The following is a 22922-nucleotide window of genomic DNA, read 5'->3' as shown; positions in this document are numbered from 1 at the left end:
ATGTCTAAGGCAAATGTTTTTTTTGAGCAAGATAAGATGGAATGGGAAATTCTAGAGGATAAAATTAGTCGTCAAATCGTTGGTTATGATGATACAATGATGATGGTTAATGTAAAGTTCAAGAAAGATGGAGTAGGGCAAATTCACAATCATATACACACACAGTCTACACATATATCAAGTGGTAAATTTGAAGTCACTATCGGTGATGAGAAAAAAATATTGAAAGAAGGAGATTCCTTTTTTGTACCATCAAATATAATGCACGGAGTAGTTTGTTTAGAAGAAGGAATGCTGATAGATGTTTTTAATCCTGTTAGAAAAGATTTTTTAGAGAATAAAATTTAAAGAGAAATTATGAAGAAAACATCCCAATATTTTATTCTTTTTCTAGCAACTATGCTGTCAGTTTTTAGTTGTGGTGAAATGAGTGATGTAGAAACCATAAAGTTGGCGCATAGTCTTGACGTTAATCATTCTGTGCACAAAGCTATGGTTAAAATGGGTGAAGATTTGGCTGAGATTTCAGGCGGAAAAATGCAGTTGGAAATTTACCCAAGTCAACAATTAGGAACCGAGCGTGAGTGTATAGAACTACTTCAAATCGGAAGCTTGGATATGACCAAAGTTTCAGTAGGAGTTATGGAAAATTTCGCTCCTCGTATGAAGGTTTTTGGATTGCCATATTTGTTCAAGGATAGAGAGCATGCTTTTGAGGTTTTAGATGGTCCAATTGGTCAAGAACTTTTAGATGAAGGTACCAAGTACTGGATTAAAGGCATGTGTTATTACGATGCTGGAAGTAGAAGTTTTTACACCAAAGATAAGCCAATTAACACACCTGAAGATTTAAAAGGTCTTAAGGTTAGAGTTATGGAAAGTGTAACTGCTATGGACATGGTAAAAAGCTTAGGTGGCTCACCAACTCCAATATCTTGGGGAGAATTATACACGTCTTTGCAACAAGGCGTTGTAGATGGAGCAGAAAATAATCCTCCAAGTTTTTATTTATCTAGACATTATGAAGTATGTAAATACTACTCGTTAGACGAGCATACAGTATTACCAGATGTACTAATCATAGGAACACATATTTGGGATAGATTATCTGAGCAGCAAAGAGCTTGGTTAAAAGAAGCTGTAGATAAGTCTGTTGGTTATCAACGTAAACTTTGGGCAGAAGCAGAACAAGAAGCTTTAGAAGAGGTGCAGAAAGCAGGAGTAACTGTGGTAAGGCCAGATAAAACAGCTTTTGAAGAAGATGTGAAAGATGTTTATGAAACCTATAGTGAAGATGAGGATATGAAAGACCTAATCAATCGTATTAAGAATAATTAGATCGATGAGAAAAAAGATAGATAAGATTTTAGGAAACCTTCTCATTGTTATAATGGGTGTCATGGTTATCAATGTTATTTGGCAAGTATTTACAAGGTTTGTTGTAGGTACTCCAAGTTCATTTACAGATGAATTGGCAAGATACCTTATGGTTTGGTTGGGTATTTTAGGTGCGGCTTATGTTTCAGGTAGAAATATGCACGTGGCTATTGATGTTTTACCTCAAAAAGCATCAAATAAAACACAGAAGAAATTAAAGATAGTAGTATATGTACTTATAATTCTATTTGCACTTTTTGCTATGGTAATAGGAGGAAGTAGACTTGTATATATTACCTATGTTTTAGATCAACAATCACCAGCATTACAAATCCCATTGGCTATTGTCTATTTAGCAATTCCTGTAAGCGGTTTGTTGATTATTTATTATAAAGTTTCAGACATTATAAATATTAAGTAGTTATGGATTATATCCCAATTTTAGTATTAGTTATAAGTTTTGTGGGTTTATTGTCCATTGGTACACCTGTAGCTTGGAGTATTTCCATTTCTTCAGTACTTACAATGTTAGTTAGCATTCCTGCGATGCCAGCCTTTACTACGGTTTCACAACGTATGGGAACTGGTTTAGATAGTTTTGCATTATTGGCTATACCATTTTTTGTTTTATCTGGTCAATTGATGAATAAAGGAGGTATAGCCCATAGACTCATTGCTTTTGCAAAGACTTTAGTAGGTTCTCTTCCTGGTGGATTAGCACTCATAAATGTAATTGGTGCAATGCTTATGGGAGCAATTGCAGGTTCGGCAATGGCTTCGGCTTCTGCGATGGGAAGTATTCTTGGGCCAGAAATGGAGAAAGAAGGGTATTCTAAAGAATTTGGTGCAGCAGTTAATATTACTTCTGCAACTACAGGCTTAATTATTCCACCTAGTAATGTCCTTATTGTATATTCACTTGCGAGTGGAGGTGTGTCTATTGCAGCATTGTTTTTAGCAGGTTATATTCCTGGAATTCTTACTGGTTTATTCCTAATGTTAGTAGCAATGTTTTGGGCTAAAAAGAAAAAATATAAATTAGGAAAGCGTAGTTCTTTAAAGGAAGTTTTTAAAACATTTATTGATGCTGTACCAAGCCTTTTCTTATTGGTAATTGTCATTGGTGGAATTGTTACAGGTATTTTTACGGCAACAGAAGCCTCAGCAATAGCAGTTCTATACACATTAATTCTTGGTTTTGCTTACAAAGAAATCAGTTTTAAAAATTTACCAGAGATTTTATTAGACTCTTCTTCTACAACAGCAGTGGTTATGTTATTGATTGGAGCGTCAATGAGTATGTCTTGGGTAATGTCTTTTGAAAACATACCTCAAAGTATCAGCACATCATTATTAGCAATAAGTGATAATCCTATAATTATACTTTTAATCATCAATCTAATCTTATTGTTTGTGGGCATATTTATGGATATGACACCAGCAGTATTAATATTTACTCCAATTTTCTTACCAGTAGTAGTAGATCTTGGTATGGATCCAATTCAATTTGGTATTATCATGGTTCTTAACTTATGTATTGGACTATGTACACCACCCGTTGGATCCGTCCTCTTTGTTGGAGTTGGTGTAGCCGAAACAACCATTCAGAAGGTAATGAAACCATTATTACCGTTGTTCTTGGCTATGGTAGTAGCTTTATTTTTAGTAACGTATTTCCCGCAATTAACACTTTGGTTGCCAAGTGTATTTAACCTTTAAAATAGATTAGAATGTCAGTAACGATAGACAATAAATTAAATAGATCAAACTTAGGATTAGAAGAAAGATTACCTATAAAAGTTATACAGTTTGGTGAAGGTAATTTCCTTAGAGCATTTGTAGATTATGCTATTCAGCAATTAAACAAGTCAGCAGATTTCAATGCAGGTGTAGCTGTAGTGCAGCCTATTGATAGAGGTATGGTTGATATGTTGAATGATCAAGACGGACTGTATACCCTGTTTTTGAAGGGTGTTCAAAAAGGGGAAGAAATTCAGACTAAAGAACTTATTACTAATATTGTTAAAGGTATCAATCCTTATGCGGATTTTCAGCAGTATTTAGATCTAGCAAAAGAAGAAGAATTACAATTTATTATATCTAATACAACTGAAGCAGGTATCGCTTATGTAGAAAGTGATACTATGGAAATGCAGCCACCAAGCTCGTTTCCAGCTAAACTGACGATGTTATTACATAAACGTTTTCAGCATTTTAATGGCGCTTCAGATAAAGCATTGACGATTATTCCATGTGAGTTAATCAATTACAACTCAGATACTTTAAAAGAAATTATTTTAAAATATTGTGCAGACTGGAATCTTGAAGAAGGCTTTAAAGCATGGTTAACTGAACACTGTTCGTTCCACAACACTTTAGTCGATCGCATCGTTCCTGGTTATCCAAAAGATCAAATTGAAGAATATAACGCGCAGTTAGATTATAAAGACAATTTAATAGTTTCAGCGGAAACCTTTTTACTTTGGGTTATTGAAGGAGGTGATGACCTAAAAGCAAAACTACCTTTCGATAAAACGGATTTGGATGTAAAAATCGTTAAGGATATGCAGCCTTACCGTACTAGAAAAGTACGCATTTTAAATGGTGCGCATACTTCTATGGTACCATTTTCATTGCTTTACGGAAATGAAACGGTAAAAGAAACTGTTGATAATGAATTTACAGGAGCTTTTGTAAACAGTGCAATTTTTGATGAAATCAATCATGTGTTACCAATGGATAAAGCAGAATTAGATAGTTTTGCTGAAGAAATCCTAGACCGTTTTAGAAATCCATTCATCAAGCATAAATTAGCTGATATCGCTTTGAATTCTATTTCTAAATTTAAGGTGAGAGTATTACCAAGTTTATTGGAATACAACGAAAAATTCCAAAAATTACCAGCACATTTAACATTTGCCTTTGCTTGTTTAATTCGATTCTACAAAGGAGAATGGCATGGTAAAGCATTGCCTATAAATGATAGCGAAGTTATTGTAGAGACGTTCAAAACAATTTGGTCTAATAATGACTATAAAAGTGTTGCAAGTGCTACACTTGAAAAGACAGATTTTTGGGATGAAGACCTTACTAAAGTCAATAATCTTGTTGAAACTATAGCAGTAGCTCTAGAAGAAATTGATGCTAATGGAGTTGAGCAAGGTTTGAAAAACTTTAAGGATAAAATTTAAGATTAATAAACCGAAAGGTGATGCAAAAGAAATTAATAAAAGTACATCCAAGTGATAATGTAGCAGTTGCTTTAGTAAACCTAAAAGCAGGTGAAGTTGTAACATTCGAAGGACAAGATATAGAAGTAGTTTCAGATGTTAAGGCAAAGCATAAGATTGCTCTTACTGATTTGCAATCTGGAGACAAAATCATTATGTACGGTGTTTTGGTTGGTAAAGCTAATACACCGATTATGCTCGGTGATGTTTTAACCATAAACAATGTAAAACACGAAAGTGCCAAAGTCACTCAGAAAACAGATACTACAGGTTGGTCTGCACCAAATGTAGATAAGTGGAAAGACAAAACATTCATGGGTTACCACAGAGAAGATGGACAAGTTGGTACTGCCAATACGTGGTTATTCTTTCCTTTGGTTTTTTGCGAAAACAGAAACATTGAGTTATTAAAAGATATTTTTGAAAAAGAACTATTGACTCAAAAGTCTAATAACCACAGAATGTTATTACGTTCGTTGGTTAATGAAGGTGATGGAAATACTGCGGTTGAACCAGAACAAACCACAAATGTTTTTGATAATATTGAAGTGAAATTCATTACGCATCCTGGAGGTTGTGGTGGTATTCGTCAAGATTCTGAAAGTTTAGCACGTTTGTTAGCTGGTTATGTGAAAAACCCAAATGTAGCAGGTGCAACAGTATTGAGTTTAGGGTGTCAAAATCTTCAGATTGATATATTCAATAAAGCATTAGAGGCAATTAGCCCAAACAACAAAAAGCCAGTGTTGATGTACGAACAGCAACAGATGGGTACGGTTGATGAAATGCTAACAGCTATTATAAAAAATTCTTTTGAAGCCATTAAAGAGGCTAATAAAATTGAGAGACAACCAGCTCCTTTATCGAAGCTTAAAGTAGGTTTAGAGTGTGGTGGTTCTGATGGTTTTTCAGGTATATCAGCTAACCCAACCTTGGGTTATACTTCGGATATGTTAGTGGCGCTTGGTGGAACGGCAATTTTAGCCGAATTCCCAGAGCTTTGTGGTGTAGAGCAGGAATTGGTAAACAGATGTGTAGAAGAGGACAAAGCGAACAAGTTTTTAGGCTTAATGCAAGCCTTTGAAAAATCTGTTGTAGATGCTGGTTCTGGTTTTGATATGAACCCTTCACCAGGAAATATCAAAGACGGATTGATAACAGATGCCATGAAATCTGCTGGTGCAGCTAAAAAAGGTGGAACATCACCAGTTGTAGATGTTTTGGATTATGGAGAATATGTAACTAATCCAGGACTTAACTTATTGTGCACGCCAGGAAATGATGTGGAAAGTACTACGGCTATGGTAGGTTCTGGAGCCAATATAGTGTTGTTTACAACAGGTTTGGGAACACCAACAGGAAATCCAATTACACCAGTAATAAAAGTATCATCAAACTCTGAATTAGCAGCAAAAATGAGCGATATTATTGATGTTGATACTGGTGATGTAATCAAAGGTGAAAAGACGATAGAGGAAATGGCAGAAACGATGCTTCAATATATTGTTGATGTTGCTAGTGGCACCATAAAATCAAAAGCAAGTATTTTAAATCAAGACGATTTTATTCCTTGGAAAAGAGGAGTTTCACTCTAAAAATATAAATTAGTTTTCTTGGATAGTGTTACGCTTTAACTTTCAGAGAGGAATCTCTAATTATAAGTTCTGGCTGTAACACTATTTTTTCATTCTTTTGGTTTGGTGTATCGCTATCAACTTCTTCTAAGAATACTTTAGCGGCAATTCTTCCCATTTCTATTGGAGATTGATCCACAGAAGTAATGGATAGTTCCATAAACTTTGTGAAAGGCTCGTTACTAAATCCTATAACGCTGATATCTTCCGGTATTCTTAAACCTTGTTCCTTTATTTCCTGAATAGCTCCTAATGCAGTGAAGTCACTAGATGAAAATATAGCATCAGGTGGGTTATCCATATTCAACAACTTTTTCGTTGTTTTTCTACCTTCTAAAACCTTACTAAAAGTTTCTATGACTATGCTTTCGTCGAACTCTAAACCATGATCTATTATGGCTTGCTTATAGCCTAGATAACGGTTTTTAAATATTTCTAACGAACGATTGTTAGAAAGATGAGCAATACGCTTGCAACCTTGCTCAATAAGATGTTTTGTGGCTTGATATGCGCCATTAAAGTCGTCTATAGTTACTGAGCTAAATCCTGGTATTTCTTTTTTTCTATCGAAGAATATTAGTGGAACTCTTTTTTGAGAAATGCTTTGAAAAATTTTATTCTTAGTCTTCGCGTTTGAGATTGACATTAAAATGCCATCTACTTGGGCATTCAACAGGGACATAATATTCCCAGTTTCTAAGTTTTCCTGATCATGAGTTTGACAAACAATAACGTGGTAACCTTTTGGGTAAAGCTCTTCTTCTATACCTCGAATTACAGAAGCAAAAAAGTTGCTATCCATTCGTGGTACGATAACCCCAACATTATGACTTTTCCCACTTTTTAAAGCTCTAGCAAGCGTGTTTTGTTCATAATTCATTCTTAGTGCAGTCTCCTGAACTAACTTTCTTGTGTTTTCGCTTATTTTGGGATTATTGTTTAAAGCTCTAGATACCGTTGCAGCAGTTAAATTAACTTCTTTTGCAATGTCATAAATTGTAGTCTTTTTCTTCATCAAAATTCATGTACGGAATAACCTTGTAAATTTAATGAAATTATTTAAAGTAATTTTGATTCCAAAGAGAAAATAGTTATAATTGTGTAATCGATTACACAATTATAAAAACTATGAAAACAACAAACAACATCGTAAGATTTTTAATGATAATTTGTGTTTTATTTTCCTTTGGGTGTAGTAGTGATAGTTCTGATGATACTCCAGCTACAATAGCGGTATCATCGATAACTATTACAGGAGATACAATTACCGACGGAAGCACTAGTCAATTATCAGTAACAGTTCAACCAAGTGACGCAACTAATAGCGCAGTAAGTTGGACGGTTTCCAATAGTAGTGTAGCAACAATTTCTAATTCTGGGTTATTATCTGCTGTTTCTAATGGTACGGTAGTGGTAAGAGCAACAGCTCAAGATGGGTCAGGAGTTTATGCAGAACGCACTTTTGTGATTTCAGGAGTTGAAAGTCCTGTTAATGGTACAGTTGTAGAAACACCTGAAGAGGTTTTAAATGCAATTTACACAGCTAATCCTGGTGAGATTATCTATGTCAGAGAAGGGGATTATGTTTTTAATTCAACCATTCAGATTTCTGGTGATGGATCAAACAACAATTTAATTTCACTTTTAGCTTATCCATCAGATGCTAACAGACCTAGATTTAATTTTTCATCAATGTCTGAGAATTCTTCAAATAGAGGTATTCAGCTTTCAGGTGATTACTGGCATATCAAAGGAATAGATGTTTTTGGTGCTGGTGATAATGGTATGCATATAACTGGTAGTAATAACCTTATAGAGTTCTGTACTTTTAGTGAAAACAAAGACTCTGGCTTACAAATAGGCGGTGGAGGTAGTAATAACACTATATTAAATTGTGACTCTTTCTACAATGCTGATTCTTCTTTAGAAAATGCAGATGGTTTTGCTTGTAAGTTAGATGCTGGATCTGATAATAAATTTATAGGTTGTAGAGCATGGCAGAATTTAGATGATGGTTGGGACGGATACTTGAGAGATACGGATAACATAACTACATATTACGAAAATTGTTGGGCCTTCAAAAATGGATATTTAATGAATGGAACTATTGGTGCTGGTGATGGTAATGGCTTCAAAACAGGAGGTAGTGATGATAAAACCTTAAAACATAACGCTATTTACAAAAATTGTATAGCCGCTGGTAATGTTTATGATGGATTTGACCACAATAGTAACAGAGGTGATATTGAAATTTATAATTGTTCAGCTTACAGTAATGGAAGAAATATAAATTTTGGCTCTACTAATGTAGCACAATTCTTATTGGTAAAAAATACAGCGTCGTTTGCAGGTGTTAATGGAGGAGATAGTTTTTCCGCTACAACTGTAGATATCACTAGCAACGGATGGCAAAATGGTATAACAACTAACGCTTCTGATTTTGTAGCTATTGATATTGATTTATTAGCTTCACCAAGAAATGAGGATGGTAGTTTACCAGATATTGATTTCCTAAAACTCGTAGCAGGAAGTGACTTAATTGATGCAGGTGAAGATGTCGGTCTTCCTTTCAATGGTTCTGCACCAGATATAGGAGCCTTTGAGTATGAATAACAATTAAGAAGAGCACCTAGAAATAAAATTATAAAATGCACTAGTCATCATTCAGATACTAGTGCATTTGCATATACTTCTATATTGGAATACTTTTTATTTAAAGTATTGAGCTGAGCATCCTCCTTATTTTTATTAAGTTTTAATTTACGTTCCCATTTATCAGGAATCCCATCTTCATCAGAATCTTTAGAAACTTCTCTAGATTTTATAAATGGCCAACCTCCCACATTGTCTTGAGAATCTATAATACCATTTTTATAATCAGATGAGCCTGATTTTGTATTCTTGACAATTCTTTTATCAACTTCATCCCTATAGAGGCTTAAACCAGCTTTTTCTAACACATCGTTATAAGCCATATTGGCACTAGTAGTTAGTATATTATTTGAAATATCTATTGGATTACTAAGTTTTGTTTGTTCTGGCTCTTCACATTGTACACCACCATCCCAGTTATTTTGGGTTATTTCATTATAACCTTGAACGTAATTGCCATCTACATAAAACTCCCCATAAGGCTCAGAAGGGCTTACTATTCTATCTAACTTAGAGGAAGTTGTTGCTGGGCCAGATTTAAAGTAGTTGTTTACGATATTATAAGTTCCTTTTTCACCACCATAAATACTATTTTCACCCCAATTATAGATTACATTATTTCTAAAGTCTACAAATTCATTTTCGGAGTTTTCGGTAGTTTTAGAGCCACTGAATCGTGGGTTTCTACTATTATTACTAACTATTAAGTTGTGATGAAAAGAAGCCTTAACACCTCCCCAAATTCCACCATAACCGTGAGCCCCTTTCTTATGCACAGATCTGTTAAGAGCTTCTGATATAATACACCATTGTAGCGTGAAATTTTTATTGTTGTAAAACGAGGCGTTTTCGTCGGTTCCCCAACTTATAGAACAATGATCTATAATAACATTATTTGCATCCCTACAGCCAAGTGCATCACCTTCAATACCGTTTGTATCTCCCATTCTAAATCTAAGATATCTAACAATGACATTATCAGATTTTATGGTTACAGGATAACCTTTTATGGTAATTCCACCACAAGGTGCTGTTTGTCCTAGAATAGTTAGGTCTCCTTTATTAATGTCTAATTTAGACTTTAATTCAATAGTACCTGAAACATCGAAGACAATAATACGAGCCCCTTTTTTTAGTATACCTTTTCTAAGGCTACCTTCTCCATCATCATTAAGATTGGTTACTTTGTAGATAAAACCACCTCTACCACCAGAGGTGAATTTTCCAAAGCCTTCAGCCGTTGGAAACGCTAATTGTTGACTATAACTAAAAGCGAAAAATAGGGCTATAATAAGGGTAAGGAAATATTGTTTTTGTGACATATTTAAGGGATATAAAATTAAATGTAAAATAAAAAAAGGAGAAGTGTATATGTAAACACGTCTCCTCTTTTGACTAACTTATCTAATAAATATTACTATCTCCAACGAGGGTCACCAATTTGGTTATCAATTAGTGACTGAGTGGTTAGAGTAAAATCTCCATTTAAAGCATCAACATAACCAGGATCTAAAGTGGTATATGAAGATGAATTATCATATCTAAGTACAGACGAATCATAAAATGTTGGTGCATTAAAGTAATTGTTATTACTAAAATCAATGAACTCATCTGTTCTACTTTGATCAGAGTAACCTTCAGCTGCAGTATCTGTAATTAAAGTATTGCTAACTACAATATCATTGTCTTGAAATCTTATATAAAGTAATCTTCTACTTGAATTGTTAGAACAAGCATATAGCGTACAGCTATCTAATGTAATATTGCTTGTTAAACCAGTTTGAGTAGAAGTACCTGCGTCGTCTATCCTGAAAAAGTCTCTACCAGGAGCACAGTTGTTAAATGTACTTGTGTTGAAATTCACATTAAAAACATCAGAGTTTCTAAAGTCAAAGAAGTCACCACCATTAGTTTCAATGTTAGTCACAATACTATTTTCTACTATTATAGATTGAACAATAGCATCAGTTTCGTTTCCTGCAATAAATGATCTAGCATAGTCATGAACGTTACACCCACTCACTAATAATGAGTTGTAACTTCCAGGAGCAGAATACCTTACCATGTCAGTTAAATCAGTAGCTGCATCACCTGTAAGGTCTAAATCTATAAGTTCTACGTCTGTTGCTCCTGTAACAATTGAAATACTTAATTTCAATAAAGGTTTATCAAAATTATAAAGACCTCTAATAGTTAAGGATTTATCTATTACTAAAGTTCCAATTTGAGCTGTATAATCACCAGAGTCTAAAACTAATACATCACCAGATGCAGCATCAGCAACCATTTGGAATAAGTCATCTGATGGAGTAACTAAGACACCATCACCAATATCAACTCCTGTTGTAAAATTTAAGACTCCCCTAATTGTTGTGTTATTTAAAATTTGAACAGTGTAATCAGTTTCGCCTGTTAGTCCAGTTACTGTAGCCACACCATCAGCTATCTCTTGAGCTGATAAGGTATAAGATATATTTCCAGGTACTAAAAATAATTCTGTTACCGTGCTGTTAGGTAGCCATCTAAATGTTGCTTCAGTAGCTAAAATATCTTCTGGTACAATAGGGTAGAAGATTTGTTCAGTTAGTGTTTCTGCAGTAGTGGTAGCATAAGTAGAATTTTCTAAACCTCTAGAACTGATAGCTTGTACTCTAATATAATAAAAGGTTTCTTGTTCCATTTCTATTTGTACAGGTAACTCATTTGAGGTAACATTAACAGAGTTTACTATGGTAGAGAAGGATGGATCTTCACTAAATTCAACAAGGTAATTGTCTACATCAGGATTTGAGTCCCAATTAAGTTCTACAAAAACCTGATTTCTTATAAAAGATTGTAAGCCAACAGGAGCAAACTCACGACTTATGCTAAGCTCTTCAATAACTTCATCTGGGCTTTCACAACCCGAAAATGATAATAGTAAAACTAAGATTACTATTGTAGATTTTAATATATGTTTTGCTTTCATCATATTTTTTAATTTAAAATTTTTAATAGCCGTAATCGTTTACTAATTGACCATTACTTGCATCTATAAAGACTTGCCATATAGGCCAGAATTGTCTTTCATCAGGATTTACTCCAAGCTTATATATAGAATTAATCATATCGTCCTCTAACATAGTCCAATCTTGCATAGAATAATCTGGGCCAGGATTGGTAGTTTCATTTCTATTTAGACCGTAGATATCAAGAGTTTCTCCATCCTCTTCGTATCTGTAATATAAAGTAGAAGGTACATCAGCATATTCACCAGTTCTATTTTTCAGATTAAACATCTTTACCTTAGCTTCATCTAGGTTATCACCTAATAAATTCCAGCGGATTAAGTTCATTTTACGCTCCATTTCCCCTGTGAATTCGTATTTGTGTTCCTCTATAATCGCTTGAAGCATAGCATCAGAACTTGTCAACCCATCAACATAAGCATCTACTTTTTCAGCATGAAGGTTAGAAGGGAAAGCTCTTCGTCTAATTTCTTTAAGATATGGAGCAGCAGCACCAGGACCTTGTAATTCGTTAGCGGCTTCAGCAGCTATTAAAAGTACTTCTGCATAACGCATGTAAATTTTGTTAACACCATCATCATTTGTAGACGTTACATAACGGTTCATCCACTCATAACGATATTTACCAAAATACCAAGTATCTAAACCAACCAATTGTTGTTGAGCAAAACCATCTGTTGGATTTCCCCATTCGTATGGTACACATGTTACATCTCTACGAGTATCTTGCTCATCATAATCATAAAAGACCGTTGGTAATGGCCCAGCAATTCCACCTCTAGCTTGGCCTGTATGTTGATCTATACCTCTATGTCTTACAGCAAAAGAGAATAAAACCCTACCTCGACCTGCTGCAAATGGTATTTCCCAAAGCGATTCACCACCAGCTGTTACCGATTCTTCATTGAAATTTTTCCAAAATGTTTCAAAAGAAGGGTTTAGGCTAGCATGTCCAGTTCCGATTATATCACTAGCTTCATTAAAAGCTAAGGTATACATGTTTTGCACTGATAATTCAGGGTCATTACTACGTCTTATACCATCAGGATATTGTTGAAAACCTGAAGCAACCATAGCTAAACGAGCTCTAAAAGCTTTTACGAAAGCTTTATTAGCTCTTTCTACAGTATTAGTTCTAGAGTTTTCATTTGGCCATCCTACTAAAGTTTCTGCTTCACCTAAATCAGCAATTATTTGTTTATAGATAATATCTCTATTGGTTTTAGGTAAATAAAGTGTTTCGGTACTAATAGGTTCAAAACGCGCAGGAACATCTCCCCATGTTTTAAGTAAGTCTGCGTAATAGATAGCTCTATATGTTAAAGCTTCACCTAGTAGCTGTCCAAGAGCTGTTCCTGGTTCAGGGTTACCATATAATCTTAAGCCTTCAATACATAGGTTAGCACGCTCTATACCTGCATACATCATTGCCCAAACATTATTATCTCTATTCATTTGAGTATTGGTAGGTGTAGCATCATATATCATAAGTTCTCCCTGTGAGCTTCCAACATCATCAGAACTGTAATTCCATTCTGTATCAGTGTTGAATCCATAAAAAGGGATATAACGACCTCTGTATGAGTTAGTCTGCCCCATACGTTCTAATATACCATCTACAGCACCTCTAGCTAAGTCAGGGGTAGAAAATATAACCGAAGGTTCGGCTGATGATTGCGCAGGTGCTTCTAAAAAGTCTTCATCAAATTCTTGACAAGAGTAGAATACACCTGTAAGAATTAATATTGTTAGAAATATTGTTTTTTTCATTTTCAATTTTTTTAAAAATTAAGATTTAAACCAAAAGCAACTTGTCTACTTCTTGGGTAAGCAGAGTAATCTACTCTAGGAGTGAAATTAGTTTGTCTTCTTGTGGAAACTTCAGGATCCATACCTGAATAATTAGTTATAATGAAAACATTATTAGCTGTAACATATAACCTTAATTTAGATATTCCAAAATCAGATAGAACTGATTCAGGTAAAGTGTAACCAAGAGAAAGTGTATTTAATCTTAAATAAGAGCCATCCTCAACAGCCCAATCACTAAACACATATCGTTGCATTGATGGGGACCACATTGTTGTATTTGCATTTAAAGCAGCTAGTTGAGAAGGGTCAGTAACTAATTGACCTGTTGACGGGTCTAAATTAGTCCATCTTACTCCATCAGCAAAAGATGTAGTTAAGTTCCCATAATCGTTGCTTTCTCTAGGTGTGTTAGAATGAATTTTGTTGGCATTATATACATCAAAACCTACACTAAAATTGAACGCTGCACTAAGATCAAAACCATAAGCTCTTGCGCTTAATGTAAATCCACCAGTAAAATCTGGGTTAGCATCACCTATTATTGTTTGATCATCTTCATCAACAACTCCATCACCATTAATATCTTTTAATTTTAAAGCACCAGGACGAACAAATCCATCTCCAATAACATCAGCATTACTAGGAACTCCATCGACTAGAGTATAATCACCAGTTGTTGAGTCATAGTTAAAATCTGACACTTCGTATCTTCCATCATTTTGATAGCCATACATAATTCCAAGAGGGGATCCAACTTGTACTAAATAATCATTATTTATTTGGCTAGAAGCCCATCCAGAAGGCCATCCAAAGTCTTCTGATTCACCCAATGAGTTAATTTTGTTCTTATTGGTACTAATATTAAATGATAAATCTAGACCATAGTTTTCAGTGCTTATTGCATTGACGTTAACAAGTGCTTCAAAGCCTGTGTTTTGTATTTCTCCTACATTTCTAAATTGTGTTTCGTAACCTGAACCAGGTACCCTGAAACCTAATAGCAAATCTTTTGTAGTATTTTTATACAATTCAAAAGAACCGCTAACTCGACCGCTAAACAATGAATAGTCAAGAGCTAAATTTTGAGTAACCGTAGTTTCCCACTTTAAATCAGGGTTAGCTAAAACACTAGATGCTGCCCAATAATTATCAATTCCATTAATGTAGGATGTAGCATATGATTGAAATGTTTGTATTGTTTGACCTGTAGGTATATTGTTATTCCCTACCTCACCATAACTTAATCTCAATTTAAGCGTATTAATCCAATCTGTATTTTTTAAGAAATCTTCTTCAGAAATTTTCCATGCAAATGCAGCAGAAGGAAAATATCCCCAGCGATTATCTCCAAGAAATTTACTTGAACCATCCATACGGAAAGTAGCTGTCAATAAATATTTGTTTTTAAAGTCGTAGTTAGCACGACCAAAGAATGATAGGAGTTTATCATCAGGTGAGTAAAAGTTATCCACAGTAAACGGATCTCCTTGTGTAGTTAGACGCACACTTCTTTCAAAATCAAAATCACTTGGAAAGCCATGTAATTCTGTTGTTACTCTATTGTCTTTAGAAACAATCATTTCTTGTCCTAAAAGTAATTTAAGTGAATGATTTTCTCCAACTAATTTTTTGAAATCATAGTTCAATGTATTAGCATTTCTAAAACTTTCTCTTTTTCTATCTCTTATTCTTAGTGCAGGAAGTCCTTGATTTTCAACACTAGGTCTATTACTAGAAAAATAAGTGGATTTACCGTAAAAACGATAGTCTAAATCATTTGTTGTATTCAAGCCTACATCAGATTTAAACGTTAAATTGTCCACAACATCCCAAGTGAAGCTTCCAAGTAAATTAAGATTTTTCCTTAATTGTCTACGTTGGTTATCCGCTAAAGCTATAAAAGGATTTACTAAATCACTAAAAATCGCATCATCAGTATTTGTTGGGTCTAAAGCAGCTAAAGGAATAGGTGAGTATCTAATTGAGTGCTTAAGCCTAGAGTCTGCTGATGAAACTTCATTTTGCTCATTCGCACCACCACCATTCACTTCTTGATCAGCATAACGAACCGTAAATGAAAGGTCTACTTTGTCACTAGCCTTGTTTTTTAATGCTAGAGAGACATTATTTCTTCTAAAATCAGAACCAACCATAATTGCTTTTTCATCATACAAGGCATAATTAAAATTATAATTAAATTTTTCAGAACCGCCTCTTACAGATAAATCATGATTTTGTACTTCACCAGTTTGACCATAAATAAGATCTTGCCAATTGTTTCCTTTCATCCCAATATACTGGTCGTAATCTTGATATAGACCATAAGTTTCTTCATAAATTTCAGGTTGTTCATCTAGAAGCCAATATTCATATTGCCATTTAACAAAATCTTCTGGTTCTAAAACATCTATAGTTTTTGCAATTTTCTTTATACCATATGAAGTGTTAAGACTAACAGCCATTTTACCTTCTTTACCACTTTTAGTAGTAACAATTATAACACCATTAGCACCTCTAGAACCATATATAGCTGTAGAAGAGGCGTCCTTTAATACATTGATATTTTCAATATTTGAAGGTGAAATGTCATTTAAACTATTTACAGGGAAACCATCAACAATAATTAATGGTGAACTATCTTGTGTAAGTGAACCGGATCCCCTTACTCTAATCTGAATTTCAGAATCAGGTGAACCTTCAGTAGATAAGACTTGTACACCCGCTAATCTACCTGTTAATGTTTCACCTACACTAGCTAGGTTTTGCTGTTTTAAATCGTCTCCGCCTATGGATACAACAGAACCAGTTAAATCAGATTTACGGGTTGTTCCATAACCAATAACAACAACTTCATCTAGAGACTCTAAACTAGGCTCAAGAGTTATATTAATGTTTTTTTGACTACCGACTACAACTTCTTGAGTTGTATAGCCAATGTACGAAAATACCAAGATAGCATCTGGCCCATCAACTGTGATAGAATAATTACCATCGAAATCGGTTGATGTACCTTTGGAAGTACCTTTAACAAGAACTGAGGCACCTGGAACAGGACCTCCCATGTCTTTTGCGGAAACTGTACCTGTTACCGTTATACTTTGGGCTTCTAATGTCGTACTGCCAAACGCAAAAAATGCGAATAGCATTAGTGAAAAAGATTTTATCAAATAAAACCTTTTCGCCTTTCCCTTTTGTTTTTGGAAAAACAAAAAATCAATCAAATTGTTACACATGAAAGTTTGAGTTAGTTTATAAATTAGTTTATATATGTAATCGATTACACAAATTTATTGTATATTTTTAAATACACAAATTTTTGTTAAGATTTTTTTTGATATGTTAATTTTTATTAGTTAAAATTACGGTATATATAAAATAAGAGCTTATGTGTAAATTGGTGAATTTAACTATTAGTAGTGTTTTAGGCTTTTTTTGGTGCTAATTTGAATCATCGAGCGCACAATTTCATACATAAAAAGCATTCAAAGTATAGTCAAATTTACTCAATCAACTCAATCAACTCGATAAATTGTTTAAACAAACTCTCATTAAAAATTAAGGTTATGAAAATACGTATACTATCCCTTGTCTTTTTATTTGTTACTGTCATATGTTTAGGACAAAATTATTACATGGCCAATCCGGAGGGGTTTGGTGGAGGTACAACAGGAGGTGGGAACTCTTCACCAGTTATTGTTGACAATTACAATGATTTTAAAAGTATGCTTCTGTTGTCATCGCCTCAAGTCATCCTTGTTTCGGGTACAATAGTTTTAAATTCAAGTCAAAATATCAGTGAAGTTATTACTAATAAAACCATCATAGGTTTGCCTGGAGCTAGACTTGTTAATAATACCCAAACACAATCTGGTTCTGGTATTTTGAATTTAAAAAATGGATCCAATAATGTTATCATAAGAAACTTAATTTTTGAAGGGCCTGGTGCTTATGATATTGATGGAAGAGATAATTTGTCTGTTGAGGGCTGTACAAATTTATGGGTAGACCACTGTGAATTTCAAGATGGATTGGATGGTAACTTTGATATTAAAAATAATTCTGACAATATTACGGTGTCTTGGTGTAAGTTTACTTATCTCAAACCTGCTATTCCAGGTGGTTCTGGTGGATCAAATGATCATAGGTTTTCTAACCTTATAGGTTCTAGTGATTCAAATGCTCCTAATGACGGTCATTTTAGTATAACCTTTCAAAATTGTTACTGGGCTGAAGGGTGCAAGGAACGCATGCCAAGAGCGAGAAATGCAGAGCTTCATATTTTGAATTGTTATTACAATACAGATGTATCTAATTCAAGAGCATTAGGTTTTAGTGGAGGTGTTAATAGCTTGTCTTGCTATGTTGAAAATTCAGATTTTGCTAATGTTGGTACAGTTTATCAAAGCTATGGTGGTACAGTAGCGTTAGAATTTGATAATTGTATAAATGCTGTCTCAAATATAGGTTCTGTTAATGCACCATCATATAGTTATAGTATTATTCCTGTGGAAGATGTTGCAACTTATATTCCAAACACAAGTTGCGGAGCAGGTGCAACTTTACAAGTTACTAATTCTGGTGTTATATCATCGAGTTGTGATAATTTGAGTATTGAAGAATCGTCTTTAAGTTCATTTTATATATATCCAAGTATCGTAAAGGATAAACTTTACCTCAAGAATTTTTCTCCTATTATAGAACAAGGAGGAGTTTCTGTAATTGATGTTAATGGGAAAATTATTAAGACTGATAATTTAGATTTTAATCATAATCAAGATGTGGAACTAGATTTTTCTTCAATAGTAAATGGATTGTATTTTGTCAAGGTTGAATACAATAATATATCGCGTACCTACAAAATTGTTAAATCAAATTAGCTAGTTAAGCGAATAGTTGGAAATTACATTAGATTGTTAACTTAGTTAGAATCTAACTTAAAATTTATTAATACTAAAAAATAATAACACTTTTTTTGTCAAATTCATTTTTTTGATATATTTGTGTAATCGATTACATAAATATTGTTGTGTTTTGACTTTTATAGATTGTTGAATAAGTGTCTTCGATTTTTCAAAAGAACTCTGCCCAAATTCTTTTGATTGTTTCAGCTAGAGAAACTAAACTAAATATAAACTATAAGTAATTTTCTAATCAATTCAACAACTATGAAAAAAATCTACTTTTTCGTATTGGTGGTTGCGTTATTTTCTTCAAACTACGGAGTTGCTCAATCGGTAAACTCTTATAATTTGGGTGATAACTCAACATTTACCAACACAGGAACACAATGGGATCCTGTAACTTCAACAACAAGTCCAGATGGCAAACTAAGAACTCAGGCCGCTACAAGTTTATGGCATAGTGCGGGCTATGGTGTGGCTTTTCAAAATGGAAATTCTTTAGAAGTCGATGTCGAGGGCATTGCAACAATTCGCTTTTACGGTTCAGTGTATAGTTCAGGTACAATGGATGCTGGCACAACTATTGGCGGAAATGATTTAGGGACTATGGATGTAGATATGGATGCTTATCCAGATATGTCTGATCAAACGGGTTACTATGAGTTTTCTTACACAGGAGGTTCTGCAACATTGTATTTTACATTTACAGGGTCTAATGCATATACTCCTTCAATAGAGGTAATTTCTCCTACAACTTCATATAATTTAGGTGATGGTTCAACTTTTACCAATACAGGAACACAATGGGATCCTGTAACGTCAACAACAAGTCCAGATGGCAAACTAAGAACTCAAGCCGCTACAAGTTTATGGCATAGTACAGGCTATGGTATAGCTTTTCAAAATGGAAATTCTTTAGAGGTTGATGTGGCAGAGGGTAGTAGTACTGTAAGGTTTTACGGTTCTGTTTATAGTTCAGGTACGATGGATGGAGGTACAATAGTAGGTGGTAACGATTTGGGAACTATAGATTCAGATATAGATGCACATCCAGGTATGGCTGATCAAACAGGTTATTACGAATTCACTTATACAGGAGGTGCAACAACACTTTATTTTACTTTTAATGGTTCTAATGCTTACACACCAGCCATTGATGTAACAACTTTAGAGTCAACAATTATTAGGACAGATGTCTGGGATTTCGCAGCGGAACAACTTGATGAAGTTTTATATAACAATATGCTAAACGAATCTACAATTAATTCATGGTACGATGGTTCAATTGCTGTAGGTTCATCAGGAAATGTTTTTCCTTCGGCTTTTAGCGCAGGCGCATTATCATGGGTTGGTGGTACGAATGACCGATTGAGAACAGCAAATACAAACCTTACACGTTATGATGAAAATATTAGTAGCGTTTCCGGTTATTCAGGTAGAGTTTATGTTAATGCAGGTGGTGCAACAGGTAGATATATGAGCTTGATGTTAGATGAAGATGATGAAGTCACTGTTATGATGCTTACACAATCAGGAACAGGAAGTGTTCATTTTGAATATGCAACCGATCCTGCAATACAGGACGATGTTGTAGCTGTAGGTGGAGATTTACAGGAAGTTAATTTTGTAGCAAAAGAAGCTGGAGAATATCATATCTATGATGCGGTCGATAAACCAAGTTATTATAGAATAATGAGGAAAGATGCTGAATATGTTACTTTAACAGGTAATGTAGATGAAACTTTTGCGTCTGGTATTACTGATGGGTATTCAATAATATTTACTAATGAAGCAGGTAAAGAATATGCAGCTGTAGTTTCAAGTGGTACTTATACTATTGATTTACCAATAGAGTATACTTACGACCTAAGTTTAGGTGGAGCTAATGGTTATATCATAACTAATGGACTTACGTTTAGTGCTACTGAGGAAACAACTGTTTATGATATTGTTGTAGCTCAGGTAGATATTTATAATGTTAGTGGGAATATTACAGGTTTAACTGATTTAACAGGTGTGACTTTAGCATATACTCCAGATTCTGGAGCAAGTACGGTTTACACTCCAATAGTCACTATAGATGAAGTAGCTTTTACATACAGTGTAGATCTAGAAGCTGGAATTGAATATACCATTTCTGCTGAGGGTGTTAATGATTATGAAATACTAACCAATACTATTACAATAGGATCTGCTGATGAAACTGCAGATGTAGATTTTACACCAAAGCCATTATATAACGTAGCTATCAATGCTATTGGTTTAGATGCAACCCAAGAAAGTGAATTGAGTTTAACATTTACGAACTTAAATGAAGAAGGATATTCATATGATTTTACAGATATTAACGCAGTGTCTTTAAGAGATGGTGTTTATACTGTTTCTTATAATGGTATTGATGCTTATCCATTAAGATTAGCACTAACATCTAATCTCACTGTTGCTGGATCTGATACTTCAAAAGACCTAACGTTCAATCCAATCTCATTATGGACCTTTAACGATAGAGTAATTAATGCGGCAACAGCTTACGAAGGTCTTATGTTTACAGGAAGCGTGAATGTTAGAGGTAATAATGGAGATTTAAATGCAGGATCAGGTTCAACTATTGCTATTCCTGTTCAGGTAGGTGATAAAGTTATTATTACGGATTATTATTCATCTAATTATTCGGTAGAAGGCGAACCAGCTGTTACAAATACTTCAAATAGTACTAGTACAAATGCGGTGTCAGAATATGTTTATCTAGGTGCAACTGATGGTACAGTGACAATAACTGTTAATACTACATCGTATTTTGTGTCTTTTGAAGTTGTTGCTATAGAGCCTTACAGCCCAATTATTACAGTTGGTGTTGGTAAAGATTTTCAAACCATAAATGAAGCTTTGGATGCTATTTCTAGAATGAATCGTCCTAATGACGAACCTGTCACCGTAATGATAGATCCAGGAAACTATGAAGAAATGCTCGTTATTAGCAGTAATAATGTCACTTTAAAGAACGCGTCTTCTAATCCTAGTATTGCACTTTTAAATTCAGGTGTAGATATCGATGCTAACGCAGTGAGGATTACATCGTACTATGGACAAAAATATAATTTCTTTAGTCAAGGTACAGATAATAAATGGAGTGCTGAGGCTCTGGCAGTAAATACTGAAAATGGTTATACGGAGTACATTAACCAAGAAGGAACAGGAGGAGGTTCTTCATACTGGAATGCAACTGTTGTAATTACAGCACAAGATGTGACTATCGAAGATATAATTCTTGAAAATTCTTTTAATCAATATATTTCGTTAAAAGAATCACAGGATGTTGTACAGGCGAAGGCACCAAGTGAGCCAACAAGACCAACAGATTATGGTAATACTTCGGTTCAAGATAGATCTGCAGGATATGTAACGCAGGCAGCGGCAATAGGTATAGCGGCAAGTGCAGATAGAGTGGTTTTAGATGAATGTAGAGTTATCGGACGTCAAGATTCTTTCTATGGTGCTCAAGGTGCTAGAGTTGCTGTTTACAAAGGTGCTATGATGGGTGCTGTGGATTATCTTTTCGGCGGAATGACAGCGGTTTTTTACCAAACGGATTTAGTCCTAAATACAAGTGATTATAGTAGTGATGCAGCATACATTACCGCTGCTCAGCAAACTTCAGGTAGAGGGTATTTAATGTATGAATGTCATGTGAAATCTACAATTCCAGGTGTTGAAACAGCTTCTACGTATGGTTCTAAGCCTGGTTATTATGGTCGTCCATGGGCACCGAATACAAGTGAAGTAGTATTTTACAATACAGCTATTGATGAATCTACTTACCCAGGTTCTGAAGGGCTTTCGTTGATATCTCCTGAAGGATGGACAAGTTCTTTAGGTGGTGAATCTTCTATGATGTATGAATATGGGACGATTGAAAATGCTTCGGGAGTTGATAATTCTGGAACAAGAGCACCTTGGTCAACAGTATTGTCATCACCAACGCTAACAGACGGTACGGCAATAACAACATTTAATTTTACTAAAGGAAACGATGATTGGGACCCCTTTCCGGAATTACTCTCGGTAGGTGATTTTAATAATGCTCAATCTTCAGCACTTGTAAAATCATATAATCAGAAACTACATATTTCTAATTTGACTTCTGAAACTAGAGTCTTAGTATATGCGATAACAGGTGCTTTGGTCAAAGATTTTAAAACTTCGGTTGAAACCTCTGTTGATATAGAAGACGGTATTTGGATTGTTAAATTGATTGATGGTAATGGGAGTAAGGTTTTTAAACTGATATCACATTAATATTCTGTAAAT

Annotated in this window: 14 protein-coding genes; 9 read left to right on the top strand and 5 right to left on the bottom strand. The window is 34.4% G+C overall.

What is annotated here, in order from left to right; translation table 11 throughout:
* Genes QGM60_RS02895 through QGM60_RS02870 form a run of 6 tightly spaced genes read left to right on the top strand, consistent with a single transcriptional unit; the run spans position 1 to position 6202 of the window.
* The gene (locus tag QGM60_RS02895; RefSeq protein ID WP_281138726.1) at positions 1 to 348 is read left to right on the top strand and encodes a cupin domain-containing protein; all 348 of its coding nucleotides are present in this window, start codon (positions 1 to 3) and stop codon (positions 346 to 348) included.
* Between the two features lie 9 nt (positions 349 to 357).
* On the top strand, positions 358 to 1338 hold the full coding sequence (locus QGM60_RS02890; protein WP_281138725.1) for a TRAP transporter substrate-binding protein: 981 nt from the start codon (positions 358 to 360) through the stop codon (positions 1336 to 1338).
* Positions 1339 to 1342: 4 nt separating this feature from the next.
* Positions 1343 to 1798, top strand: a complete 456-nt coding sequence (locus QGM60_RS02885) for a TRAP transporter small permease (RefSeq protein ID WP_243473804.1) — start codon at positions 1343 to 1345, stop codon at positions 1796 to 1798.
* Between the two features lie 2 nt (positions 1799 to 1800).
* A complete protein-coding gene (locus tag QGM60_RS02880; protein WP_281138724.1) occupies positions 1801 to 3096 on the top strand; it encodes a TRAP transporter large permease subunit in 1296 nt (431 codons plus the stop codon).
* An 11-nt stretch (positions 3097 to 3107) separates the two neighbouring features.
* Entirely contained in the window at positions 3108 to 4568 is a 1461-nt protein-coding gene (locus QGM60_RS02875; RefSeq protein WP_281138723.1) for a tagaturonate reductase, read from the top strand.
* Between the two features lie 20 nt (positions 4569 to 4588).
* Positions 4589 to 6202, top strand: a complete 1614-nt coding sequence (locus QGM60_RS02870; protein WP_281138722.1) for an altronate dehydratase family protein — start codon at positions 4589 to 4591, stop codon at positions 6200 to 6202.
* Between the two features lie 28 nt (positions 6203 to 6230).
* Here QGM60_RS02870 and QGM60_RS02865 read toward each other — a convergent pair whose 3' ends face one another.
* Positions 6231 to 7256, bottom strand: a complete 1026-nt coding sequence (locus QGM60_RS02865) for a LacI family DNA-binding transcriptional regulator (RefSeq protein WP_281138721.1) — start codon at positions 7254 to 7256, stop codon at positions 6231 to 6233.
* Positions 7257 to 7369: 113 nt separating this feature from the next.
* On the opposite strand from QGM60_RS02865, the gene QGM60_RS02860 reads away from it, so the two are divergent.
* Positions 7370 to 8854, top strand: a complete 1485-nt coding sequence (locus QGM60_RS02860; RefSeq protein ID WP_281138720.1) for an Ig-like domain-containing protein — start codon at positions 7370 to 7372, stop codon at positions 8852 to 8854.
* A gap of 47 nt (positions 8855 to 8901) precedes the next feature.
* Here QGM60_RS02860 and QGM60_RS02855 read toward each other — a convergent pair whose 3' ends face one another.
* The 4 genes from QGM60_RS02855 to QGM60_RS02840 form a co-directional block, all read right to left on the bottom strand.
* Entirely contained in the window at positions 8902 to 10215 is a 1314-nt protein-coding gene (locus tag QGM60_RS02855; protein WP_281138719.1) for a pectate lyase, read from the bottom strand.
* 95 nt (positions 10216 to 10310) lie between these two features.
* A complete protein-coding gene (locus QGM60_RS02850) occupies positions 10311 to 11864 on the bottom strand; it encodes a DUF5123 domain-containing protein (protein WP_281138718.1) in 1554 nt (517 codons plus the stop codon).
* Between the two features lie 19 nt (positions 11865 to 11883).
* The gene (locus tag QGM60_RS02845) at positions 11884 to 13671 is read right to left on the bottom strand and encodes a RagB/SusD family nutrient uptake outer membrane protein (protein WP_281138717.1); all 1788 of its coding nucleotides are present in this window, start codon (positions 13669 to 13671) and stop codon (positions 11884 to 11886) included.
* A gap of 11 nt (positions 13672 to 13682) precedes the next feature.
* The gene (locus QGM60_RS02840; protein WP_281138716.1) at positions 13683 to 16859 is read right to left on the bottom strand and encodes a TonB-dependent receptor; all 3177 of its coding nucleotides are present in this window, start codon (positions 16857 to 16859) and stop codon (positions 13683 to 13685) included.
* Between the two features lie 486 nt (positions 16860 to 17345).
* On the opposite strand from QGM60_RS02840, the gene QGM60_RS02835 reads away from it, so the two are divergent.
* Together QGM60_RS02835 and QGM60_RS02830 are read left to right on the top strand one after the other, a co-directional pair.
* The gene (locus QGM60_RS02835; protein WP_281138715.1) at positions 17346 to 18590 is read left to right on the top strand and encodes a T9SS type A sorting domain-containing protein; all 1245 of its coding nucleotides are present in this window, start codon (positions 17346 to 17348) and stop codon (positions 18588 to 18590) included.
* A gap of 288 nt (positions 18591 to 18878) precedes the next feature.
* Positions 18879 to 22910 carry a pectinesterase family protein gene (locus QGM60_RS02830; RefSeq protein ID WP_281138714.1) on the top strand — a complete coding sequence of 1344 codons (4032 nt, stop codon included), beginning with the start codon at positions 18879 to 18881 and terminating at the stop codon, positions 22908 to 22910.
* The last annotated feature ends 12 nt before the right edge of the window (positions 22911 to 22922 follow it).

This window comes from Winogradskyella sp. SYSU M77433, from assembly GCF_029911945.1.
Lineage (GTDB): Bacteria > Bacteroidota > Bacteroidia > Flavobacteriales > Flavobacteriaceae > Winogradskyella.
This window is presented reverse-complemented; position numbering and strand designations above follow the sequence as displayed.

Bases quoted from the DNA above. Each gene is read 5' to 3' on its own strand.
- QGM60_RS02895 (WP_281138726.1), top strand. From the start codon at position 1: ATGTCTAAGGCAAATGTTTTTTTTGAGCAAGATAAGATGGAATGGGAA.
- QGM60_RS02890 (WP_281138725.1), top strand. From the start codon at position 358: ATGAAGAAAACATCCCAATATTTTATTCTTTTTCTAGCAACTATGCTG.
- QGM60_RS02885 (WP_243473804.1), top strand. From the start codon at position 1,343: ATGAGAAAAAAGATAGATAAGATTTTAGGAAACCTTCTCATTGTTATA.
- QGM60_RS02880 (WP_281138724.1), top strand. From the start codon at position 1,801: ATGGATTATATCCCAATTTTAGTATTAGTTATAAGTTTTGTGGGTTTA.
- QGM60_RS02875 (WP_281138723.1), top strand. From the start codon at position 3,108: ATGTCAGTAACGATAGACAATAAATTAAATAGATCAAACTTAGGATTA.
- QGM60_RS02870 (WP_281138722.1), top strand. From the start codon at position 4,589: ATGCAAAAGAAATTAATAAAAGTACATCCAAGTGATAATGTAGCAGTT.
- QGM60_RS02865 (WP_281138721.1), bottom strand. From the start codon at position 7,256: ATGAAGAAAAAGACTACAATTTATGACATTGCAAAAGAAGTTAATTTA.
- QGM60_RS02860 (WP_281138720.1), top strand. From the start codon at position 7,370: ATGAAAACAACAAACAACATCGTAAGATTTTTAATGATAATTTGTGTT.
- QGM60_RS02855 (WP_281138719.1), bottom strand. From the start codon at position 10,215: ATGTCACAAAAACAATATTTCCTTACCCTTATTATAGCCCTATTTTTC.
- QGM60_RS02850 (WP_281138718.1), bottom strand. From the start codon at position 11,864: ATGATGAAAGCAAAACATATATTAAAATCTACAATAGTAATCTTAGTT.
- QGM60_RS02845 (WP_281138717.1), bottom strand. From the start codon at position 13,671: ATGAAAAAAACAATATTTCTAACAATATTAATTCTTACAGGTGTATTC.
- QGM60_RS02840 (WP_281138716.1), bottom strand. From the start codon at position 16,859: ATGCTATTCGCATTTTTTGCGTTTGGCAGTACGACATTAGAAGCCCAA.
- QGM60_RS02835 (WP_281138715.1), top strand. From the start codon at position 17,346: ATGGCCAATCCGGAGGGGTTTGGTGGAGGTACAACAGGAGGTGGGAAC.
- QGM60_RS02830 (WP_281138714.1), top strand. From the start codon at position 18,879: ATGAAAAAAATCTACTTTTTCGTATTGGTGGTTGCGTTATTTTCTTCA.